We start from the raw sequence: 8,735 nt of genomic DNA on the forward strand, positions 1-8,735 counted from the left end.
CCGTCCTGCCGTCCTCACCTCACAGGACGCTGGGCAGGAGCCAAAGGTTCTGCCGGTTCCGGGAATTGGTGCAACAGGACCGTGTCGGCGGCCAGCCGGACCCGGTTCCGCCCGGCGGCCTTCGCGGCGTACATCGCCCGGTCGGCGCGGAGCAGCAGGTCGTCGACGGTCGACCCGTCGTTCGGGTACACCGCGACCCCGATGCTCACGGTCAACTGGAACGTGTCCGGGTCCAGGTCCGGATCATCGAGCACGCCGGCGCACATCGCGGCCAGCGGACTGTTGGCGACCGCGTTCCGCAGCCGGTCCGCGGTCACGGTGGCCTCGTCGATGCCGGTGTCCGGGAGCGCGATCACGAACTCCTCGCCGCCGAACCGGCCGATCACGTCCTTGGCCCGGATCGCGCTGCGCAGGATGGTCGCGACCGCCCGCAGCGCCTCGTCGCCGACCAGGTGGCCGTGCCGGTCGTTGACGTGCTTGAAGTGGTCAATGTCGATCAGCAGCACGGCCATCGGCTCGCGCTGGTTCCGCGCGGTACGCAGCATCTGCTCGGTGCGGCGCCGCCACCAGTCGACCCTGCTCAGGCTGGTCTTCGGGTCGGTCTGCGCCTCGGTCTCCAACTGGCCGAGGAGCAGCGCGCGCTGCGCGGTCAGCGTGATCGGGATCGCGGCGAACGCGAACCACGGGGTGACCAGGCAGGCCGCCGCGAGCAGGCAGCCGAGCGTGGCCGCGGTCGCGTCGGTGCACAGGTCGTCGAGGTCGCCGACCGTCTCCCGGCGGTTGCTGCCCGGGACGATCAGCGAGATCGCCAGGCCGCAGAGCAGGGTGTCGGTGACGACGTACGCGAAGGCGCCGGCGGCCATCGCGACGACCAGGCCGAGGCCGCTGTCGCCGGTCAGCTGCCGCGCGGAGACGAACACCGCGTGCGCGGCGCCGACCGCGAGGACGCAGACCGCGGTCGAGAAGGCCCAGCGGTACGGGATGCACTTGCCGGCCCGGATCCGCCACCAGCTCCGGAGCAGTACGACGACCAGGATCGCGAGCGTCGGATGCAGGACGACGGCCGCGGCGATCATCCAGGCCGGGGCGAGGTCCTTGTGCAGCGCCCCGCCGCGGCGCCGTCGGCTCTCCACCCGGCGGGCGCCCTCGACGGCGATCAGCGCCGAGACGGTGAGCGCGAACACGACGTCCAGCCCGCGCCAGCCGGGGCGCTCGGTGAGCTCGTGCCCGCCATAAGCGATGGCACCGAGGTCGACGAGCACGACGAGCAGGAACGCCGGGACCGTCAGGGTCCAGAGCGCCCAGGACCGGATCGCCTGCCTACTCTGTGCAACCATCACCTCACACGGTACGACGACCGGGCGCCCAGGCCCAATCGCTCACGGCGCGGCTGCGGATGACGAGTTGAGAACGATCGGCGGTACTGCGTCCCAGGTCAGCGACGGCGGGCGGCGCCGAAGAGCCCGCGGACGATTTCCTTGCCGGCGGAGCGGGCGAACTGTTTGAAGGCGGTCGACCCGATCACCTGCTCGACCATCGACTTCTCGTGCTTCTGCGGCCGCGGCGCCGCCGGCTCCTTGGCCTGCTCCTGCTGCTGCTCCTCCGCTTCGGCCTGGGCCGCGCCGGCCTGGACCTTCGCGGCGAGGAGCTCGTACGCCGACTCGCGGTCCACGGTCGCGGAGTACTTCGCGTTGTTCGCCGAGGCCTGCACCGCCGCCGTCAGCTGCTCGGCGGTCGCCGGCGCCATCAGCGACTGCGGCGCCCGGAGCCGGGTCCAGGCGACCGGGGTCGGCGCGCCGGACTCGTTCATCACGGTCACGATCGCCTCGCCGATCCCGAGCTGGGTGAGCACCTCGCCCAGGTCGTACGCCGAACTCGGGAACGTCGACACGGTCGCCTTCAGCGCCTTCGCGTCGTTCGGGGTGTGCGCCCGGAGCTGGTGCTGCACGCGAGAGCCGAGCTGCGCGAGCACCGCGTCCGGCACGTCCTTCGGGGTCTGGGTCACGAAGAACACGCCGACGCCCTTCGACCGGATCAGCCGGACGGTCTGCGCGATCGAGTCCAGGAACGCCTTCGAGGCGTCGTTGAACAGCAGGTGCGCCTCGTCGAAGAAGAACACCAGCTTCGGCTTGTCCACGTCGCCGACCTCGGGCAGGTCGTGGAACAGGTCCGCGAGCAGCCACATCAGGAAGGTGGAGAACAGCGCCGGCCGGTCCTGCAGGTTCGGCAGCTCGAGCAGCGAGATGACGCCCTTGCCGTCGCGCTGCTGCAGCAGGTCCGCGGTGTCGAACTCGGGCTCGCCGAAGAACGCCTCGGCGCCCTGGTCGGCGAAGCCGATGAGCGCCCGCAGGATGACGCCCGCGGTGGCCGCGGACAGCCCGCCGAGCTCCTTCAGGTCCTCCTTGCCCTCGTCCGAGGTGAGGTGCTGGATGACCGACCGCAGGTCCTTCAGGTCGAGCAGCGTGAGCCCGGCCTTGTCGGCGTAGTGGAAGATCAGCCCGAGCGACGACTCCTGGACGTCGTTCAGCCCGAGCACCTTGGACAGCAGGACCGGCCCGAACGACGTGATCGTCGCGCGGATCGGGATACCGGTGCCCTGCCCGCCGAGCGCGTAGAACTCGGTCGGGAAGCCGCTCGCGGTCCACTGCTGGCCGATCGCCTTCGTCCGGGCGAGCAGCTTGTCGCCGCCGGCGCCCGGCTGCGAGATACCCGACAGGTCGCCCTTCACATCGGCCGCGAACACCGCGACCCCGGCCGCCGACAGCTGCTCGGCCATCAGCTGGAGGGTCTTCGTCTTACCGGTACCGGTGGCACCCGCGACCAGGCCGTGCCGGTTCATCATCCCGAGCGGGATACGGACCGCCGCCTCCGGTTTCGGCTCGCCGTCGACCAGCAGCGCACCCAGCTCGAGAGCCGCTCCTTCGAACGCGTACCCCTGCTTGACGGTCTCGACGACGTCGGCTTTCTCGGCCATCTCAGCGTGCCTTTCCCCGGTTGACGGAAATAACCAGCTCGAATGCTAGCCCTCCGGTGACGCCGTACTCCTCCAAAAGGTTGAAAAATCACTGTGGACTGTTCCGGTGACATTCACGACCTCCTCGTGGGACCTGATCCCCGGCTAGACTCCGGGGGGTGATCTTCAAGCGCGTCGGGGACGATCGGCCGTACCCGGACCACGGGCTGCGGCCCAAGGACTGGTCCGCCCTGCCTCCGCGGCAGGTACGGCTGGACGAACTCGTCACGACCAAGGGCACCTTGGACCTGACCGCGCTGCTTGACGAGGACTCGACCTTCTACGGCGACCTGTTCGCGCATGTCGTGGAGTGGAAGGGCGACATGTACCTCGAGGACGGCCTGCACCGCGCACTGCGTGCCGCGCTGCAGCAGCGTCAGGTCCTTCACGCACGGGTACTGGTAGTGGACTGACCTATGGCTGCCGCTCACGGGGGGTGGAGCAAATGACAGCGATCCATCCGCAACCGAGACCGCACTCGCGGATCCGGTGGCGTACGCCGATCACGATGGTGATCCTGCTCGGGATACTGGCCGGTGGCGGCTGGTGGGGCTGGAAGTCGCTGATGAGCTCCAGCGCCGACCCGACCTGCACCGAGCAGAAGCTCACCAACAACCGGCTCCTGCCCAAGCAGGTCGTGCTGAACGTCTACAACGGCGGCGCCCGCGCGGGCTCGGCCGGCCGGGTCGCGGACGTGCTGAAGAAGCGCGGGTTCAACATCGACAAGATCGCGAACGAGCCGAAGGGCGACAAGACCCAGGTGGTGGCGCTCCGCGGTGCCAGCGCGACAGCGCCCGAGATGCTGCTGGTCGCGGGTCAGCTGAACCAGAAGGCCGAGATGATCGGCGACGGCCGCACCGACCACACCGTCGACCTGGTGATCGGCGCCGGCTTCGGCTCGGTGAAGCTCAAGGGCATCCCGTCGGTCGCCGTCAAGGCCGGTACGACGGTCTGCCTCCCGGTCGTCCGCACCCCGCAGCCGATCCCCTCGGGACAGAACCCGAACTAGGTCCTAGTCAGTGCTGCTCGCGGCCGCGTTCGCCGAACCAGCCGGCCAGGCGGCCGGCCCGGGAGACGGCGCGGAGGCGGCGTACGGCCTGTTCGCGGACCGGGCTGGGGGTGACGATCAGTAGCGAGTCCCCGGCCCGGAGCACAGTACGGCGGTCCGGGACGAAGGCCTGGTCGGCGCGGATCACCAGCGAGACCGACACGCCCGGCGGCAGCCGTAGTTCGCCGATCTCGACACCGGCGAGCCGCGACTCGCTCGGGACGTAGACCTGCAGCATGTCCGCGCCGAGTGACTCCAGCGGCGCCACGTCGATGTCGACCTCGTGGGCCGCGTTCTCGTCGAGGACGTTCAGCCGCTTGGCGAGCCACGGCAGCGACGGCCCCTGGAGCAGCGTGAACAGCAGCACCAGCACGAACACCACGTTGAAGATGCGGTCCGCGTGCGGCACTCCCTCGGAGAGCGGGATCGTCGCCAGCACGATCGGTACGGCGCCGCGCAGCCCCGCCCAGGAGATGAACGTCCGCTCCGCCCACGGCAGCCGGAACGGTGCCGCCGAGATCGCCACCGACGCGAACCGGCCGACGACCGTCACCGCGACCCCGATCACGAGCGCCAGCAGTACGTCGTTCAGCTTGAACTGGCCTGGTGACGCGAGCAGCCCGAGCATCACGAACAGCCCGATCTGCGCCAGCCAGGCGATCCCGTCGACGAACGACCGGGTCGCCATCCGGTGCGGCAGCTCCGCGCGCCCGAGCACCAGCGACGTCACGTACACCGCGGCGAATCCGGACACGTGCAGCAACACGGAGCCCCCGGCGTACGAGATGAACGCCACCGCGAGCACCGCGACCGGGTACAGCCCGGCCGAGCCGAGCGCCATCCGCCGGATCAGACGGACGCTCACCCAGCCGATCGCCAGCCCGAAGAGCGCTCCCACCACCAGCTCGTACAGAACGAGGCCGGAGAACGCCAGCAGGCCCTTCTCACCGACCTCGCCGGTGCTGACGAGCGTCACCAGCAGCACGGTCGGGGCGTCGTTCAGCCCGGACTCCGCCTCCAGCGCCCCGCGCAGCCGCGGCCGGATCGGCACCCGTCGCAGCACCGAGAACACGGCCGCCGCGTCCGTCGGCGACGTCACCGCACCGAGCAGCACGGACAGCTGCCAGCTCAGCCCGAGGACGAAGTGCGCGACGCCGGCGACCACCGCCACGCTGACCGCGACCCCGACCGTCGCCAGCACCAGCCCGAGCGGCATCACCGGCCGTACTTCGTTCCACCGGGTGGTCAGGCCGCCCTCGGTGAGGATCACGACCAGCGCCGCGAAGCCGAGCGCGTGCGCGAGCTGGGCGTTCTCGAAGTGGATGTGCCCCGGCCCGGACTCGCCCAGCAGCAGGCCCATACCGAGGTAGATCAGCAGCGACGGGAGCCCGATCCGGGCGGACAGCCGAACCGCGACCACGGCCACCAGGAGGACAGCCGCGCTCCCGAGAAGGATCCGGTCGAGCTCAGCTACGTCCATTGGGGGCCTCTCGTCGAGCGTCGGGTCCCGAGTCAGGTCCAGAGAGACGAAAACCCTGACGCATCACACAGCATCAGGGTCTCCGGCTATCTGCCGCCCGAAGGCGGTTGGCGGTGGCGGAGGGATTTGAACCCTCGGACGGGGGTTGCCCGTCACGCGCTTTCGAGGCGCGCTCCTTCGGCCGCTCGGACACGCCACCGCCGAGGACAATATCAAGGTCTGTGGCCGATGAAGAAATCGCGTAGCCGGGCACCCGCCACGTCGGCCATCACACCGCCCACCACCTCGGGCCGGTGGTTCAGCCGCCGGTCCCGTACGACGTCCCACAACGACCCCACCGCACCGGCCTTCTCGTCGTACGCCGCGAAGACCAGCCGCTCCAGCCGGGACAGCACGATCGCTCCGGCGCACATCGTGCAGGGCTCCAGCGTGACCACCAGCGTGCAGCCGGTCAGCCGCCACTCGCCGACGTGCTTGGCGGCTTCACGGATCGCCAGCACCTCGGCGTGCGCCGTCGGGTCGCCGGTCGCCTCGCGCTCGTTGTGCCCGCGCCCGATGATCTCGCCGTCCTCGGCCACCACCAGCGCACCGATCGGTACGTCGGGCAGCGCCCGCTCGCCCTCCTCGAGAGCGAGCGCCATCAACCGCGACCACTCCCGGCGCAGCAGCGGGCTAGCCAACGGCCTCGACCGCGTCGTGGAACTGGCTGCCGAACCCGAGCTCCTCGGCGATCTCCTCGAGCATCTCCTCCGGGTAGAGGTCGACGTCGTCGCAGAGCGCGCCGAGGTCCATCGCGGTCATCCCGAGGTCGGCGACGATCGCCAGGTCGCCGGCCGGAACCTGCTCGTCGTCGTCATCGGCCAGCGGGATGTCCAGCTCGTCGACGATCTGCCGGGCCAGCGGCCACTCGGTCGCGGCCGTGACGTCGGAGATCAGCAGCCGGGCCCGCCCGCCCTGGACCCGGACCAGGACGAAGAAGTCCTCGTCCACCGAAGCCAGCCCGAGCACCCCTCCGTCACCGGGGAACCGGCGGAGCGCCGAAACCAGCGTGGCCAGGTCCGGCTCACCACGCAGAACCAGCGGAGTGACGGTCCAATGCCCGTCCTCGGTGTAGGCAGCGACCGCGAAGTCGAGGTCCGTAGCCGTATCAGACACGAACTCATGGTCGCAGAGTCGCGGGGGTTGTGGGGGGTTGCGGATGTCCAGGCCATCACAATTGCGTCTCTTCGGCCCGCTCCCGCCGGGGAGCGGCCCGGCCGTGCGGATTGTGACGGCCTGGCGATCCGCTCAGTGGTGGTAGGTCGCCCAGCGCATGGCTTCGCGGAGTTGGCGGGCGCGGGCTCGGCGGGGGGCGATCCGGTCGCGGAGGGCCCGGGCCTCCTCGCGCTCGCGGAGGAACGCCGCACGGCGCCGAAGGCGGTCGAGCTGCTCGGGCGACTTGTCGGTCATCGGCTCACTCCCTGGAGGGCGACAGGGCAGAATCCAATGCAGTTTCCAGTGTGACAGCGGGCGCGCTTCCCCGCTCCGAATCGCCGACGGTACCGTTCGGCCTTATGCAGATCCTCGTCGTGGACCACCCGCTCGTCGCCCACAAGCTCACCGCGCTGCGCGACGAACAGACGGACTCACCCACGTTCCGCCGGCTGACCGAGGAACTCGTCACGCTGCTCGCCTACGAGGCGACCCGGGACGTGCGCACCGGTCCGGTCACCGTCCGGACGCCGGTCGCGGAGGCGCAGGGCGTGAAGCTCGCCGCCCCGAAGCCGCTCGTGGTGCCGATCCTGCGCGCCGGTCTCGGCATGCTCGAGGGCATGACCCGGCTGCTGCCGACGGCCGAGGTCGGGTTCCTCGGCATGGTGCGCAACGAGGAGACCCTGACCGCGTCGACGTACGCCGAACGCCTGCCCGAGGACCTGTCCGGCCGCCAGTGCTACGTCCTGGACCCGATGCTCGCCACCGGCGGCACGCTGGCCGCGGCCATCCAGTTCCTGGTCGACCGCGGCGCCGACCACATCACCGCCATCTGCCTGCTCGCCGCCCCGGAAGGCGTCGAGCGGGTCGAACGCGAGCTGACCGGCCTCGGCGTACCGTGCAACCTGGTGATCGCCGGCATGGACTCGCACCTGAACGACAGGGGCTACATCGTCCCCGGCCTCGGCGACGCCGGCGACCGCCTGTACGGCGTCGCCCAGTAGGTCACACGAGGGTGTCGCGGTAGAAGAGGTTCGCCCGGCGGTCACCGGCGACGCCCGACGCGAAACCGAAGCAGAGCCGCGGGCGGCCGTTCGGCAGGTGCTGTACGCCGATGCCCTCGGCCTCCCGGTACACCAGGTCGGCGCCGTCGAGGATCTGCACCGACTCGACGACCTCGCCCTTGTTGATGTCGTACGTCCACAGCTTCGAGGTACTGGTGTTCGCCTCGCCCTCCCAGAGGTACACGTACGAGCCGTAGAGCACCCAGCCCTGGAAGTCGATGCCCTCGGTCATCGCGGGCTGTTTGAACGACGCGAGCACCCGGGAGAAGTCGCCGGCCCGGGCAGCGGCCAGTGAGTACACGTTGATGTGGAACCCGTCCGCCTGCGTCTGCCGGATCCCGATCCGCCCGTGCTGCTGATCGACCGACGGCGTGAACAGCGCACCGTCCGCGACCGGCTTCCAGCTCCGCAGCCCCGGCGAGTCCTTCGTCAACGTCGCGCCGTCCTGCCAGCGGAACCGCGCGACCTGCCGGCCACGGGCGTTCGTGGTGTCGACGTCGGTCTCGGTCCACAGGTACGTCGTACTTCCGACGCTCTCCGCCCCGATCGACACGGCGTGGCCGAAGCCGCTCAGGTACATGTGCCCGACGACGTCACCCGCTGGCGTGAGCTGCGTCAATGTCAGATCCCCGCTGCTGGACGGCGACCCGGCCCGCAGCTGCCCCGCGAACAGCCGCTGATTCCGGTTGTCGAACGCGACCGACTGCATCACGGTCACGTCCGCCAACGGCTTGCTCCGGAACACCTCGCCGCCGGCCCCGCCCAACACGAACCGCTGCGACGGCGGCAACCCACACACCGCCGCCGAGGCAGGCAGTCCTACCGCCCCACCCACTGCAACCGCACCGAACCCAGCCAGCAACCCACGACGCGACAGTTTCTCCATGCCGCCAGACCGTAAGCGATCTACCGCGAACTGTCAGCACTTCGAACGATACT

The 8,735-nt window shown here is 70.2% G+C and carries 10 protein-coding genes and 1 tRNA gene; 3 read left to right on the forward strand and 8 right to left on the reverse strand.

All coding sequences use genetic code 11. The annotated features are described in order from the left end of the window. Positions 1-14: 14 nt before the first annotated feature. The gene (locus AB0M51_RS29630; protein WP_344189206.1) at positions 15-1,337 is read right to left on the reverse strand and encodes a GGDEF domain-containing protein; all 1,323 of its coding nucleotides are present in this window, start codon (positions 1,335-1,337) and stop codon (positions 15-17) included. A 98-nt stretch (positions 1,338-1,435) separates the two neighbouring features. After that, positions 1,436-2,974, reverse strand: a complete 1,539-nt coding sequence (locus AB0M51_RS29635) for a helicase HerA-like domain-containing protein (protein WP_344189204.1) — start codon at positions 2,972-2,974, stop codon at positions 1,436-1,438. A gap of 158 nt (positions 2,975-3,132) precedes the next feature. Between AB0M51_RS29635 and AB0M51_RS29640 the strand changes: the two genes are divergently transcribed. Together AB0M51_RS29640 and AB0M51_RS29645 are read left to right on the forward strand one after the other, a co-directional pair. Next, positions 3,133-3,426 (forward strand): type II toxin-antitoxin system VapB family antitoxin, encoded by a 294-nt coding sequence (locus AB0M51_RS29640; protein WP_209697067.1) that lies wholly within the window; start codon positions 3,133-3,135, stop codon positions 3,424-3,426. A gap of 32 nt (positions 3,427-3,458) precedes the next feature. Then, positions 3,459-4,022 (forward strand): LytR C-terminal domain-containing protein, encoded by a 564-nt coding sequence (locus AB0M51_RS29645; RefSeq protein ID WP_344189200.1) that lies wholly within the window; start codon positions 3,459-3,461, stop codon positions 4,020-4,022. Between the two features lie 7 nt (positions 4,023-4,029). On the opposite strand, the gene AB0M51_RS29650 is transcribed toward AB0M51_RS29645, so the two are convergent. The 5 genes from AB0M51_RS29650 to AB0M51_RS29670 form a co-directional block, all read right to left on the reverse strand. After that, positions 4,030-5,541 (reverse strand): potassium/proton antiporter, encoded by a 1,512-nt coding sequence (locus tag AB0M51_RS29650; protein WP_344189198.1) that lies wholly within the window; start codon positions 5,539-5,541, stop codon positions 4,030-4,032. 108 nt (positions 5,542-5,649) lie between these two features. Next, a tRNA-Ser gene (locus AB0M51_RS29655) sits at positions 5,650-5,740 on the reverse strand. 13 nt (positions 5,741-5,753) lie between these two features. Then, positions 5,754-6,182, reverse strand: a complete 429-nt coding sequence (locus tag AB0M51_RS29660; RefSeq protein ID WP_344189600.1) for a nucleoside deaminase — start codon at positions 6,180-6,182, stop codon at positions 5,754-5,756. Positions 6,183-6,213: 31 nt separating this feature from the next. After that, positions 6,214-6,696, reverse strand: a complete 483-nt coding sequence (locus AB0M51_RS29665) for a tRNA adenosine deaminase-associated protein (RefSeq protein ID WP_344189196.1) — start codon at positions 6,694-6,696, stop codon at positions 6,214-6,216. Positions 6,697-6,828: 132 nt separating this feature from the next. Continuing rightward, on the reverse strand, positions 6,829-6,990 hold the full coding sequence (locus AB0M51_RS29670; RefSeq protein WP_344189193.1) for a hypothetical protein: 162 nt from the start codon (positions 6,988-6,990) through the stop codon (positions 6,829-6,831). Positions 6,991-7,094: 104 nt separating this feature from the next. Between AB0M51_RS29670 and upp the strand changes: the two genes are divergently transcribed. After that, on the forward strand, positions 7,095-7,736 hold the full coding sequence (gene upp / locus AB0M51_RS29675; protein ID WP_344189191.1) for a uracil phosphoribosyltransferase: 642 nt from the start codon (positions 7,095-7,097) through the stop codon (positions 7,734-7,736). A gap of 1 nt (position 7,737) precedes the next feature. Here upp and AB0M51_RS29680 read toward each other — a convergent pair whose 3' ends face one another. Continuing rightward, entirely contained in the window at positions 7,738-8,682 is a 945-nt protein-coding gene (locus AB0M51_RS29680; protein ID WP_344189189.1) for a hypothetical protein, read from the reverse strand. Positions 8,683-8,735: the final 53 nt, after the last annotated feature.

The organism is Kribbella sp. NPDC051137, assembly GCF_040682535.1.
Lineage (GTDB): Bacteria > Actinomycetota > Actinomycetes > Propionibacteriales > Kribbellaceae > Kribbella > Kribbella karoonensis.